At 74.0% G+C, this 231-nt stretch carries 1 protein-coding gene; it reads right to left on the bottom strand.

The window, feature by feature from the left end:
• Window positions 1-231: ATP-binding protein (locus OOT08_RS18990; protein ID WP_325094458.1), on the bottom strand; the 231-nt coding region annotated here is incomplete at both ends.

The following is a 231-nucleotide window of genomic DNA, read 5'->3' as shown; positions in this document are numbered from 1 at the left end:
ATGCACAGGCCGCGTCCGTGCTCCCGGAGTGCGGAGCCGTCGGACGGGTTGAGCCGGGGCGCGTCGTCCCCGGGATCGGAGACGGTCAGCTTCAGCCGGCCGGAGCCCAGGGCGAGTCCGAGCCCGATCTCCGGCCCGCCGGCCACCGACGGCGGCACCGCGTGCGTCAGCGCGTTGGAGACGAGTTCGGTGATCACGAGGACCGCGTCGTCGCCGAGGTGGTCGAGCGAC

Origin of the sequence: Leucobacter sp. M11, assembly GCF_035726885.1 — a bacterium.
Lineage (GTDB): Bacteria > Actinomycetota > Actinomycetes > Actinomycetales > Microbacteriaceae > JAPFRB01.
The sequence above is the reverse complement of the archived record's forward strand: the minus strand, read 5'-3'. Positions and strand labels throughout refer to the sequence as shown.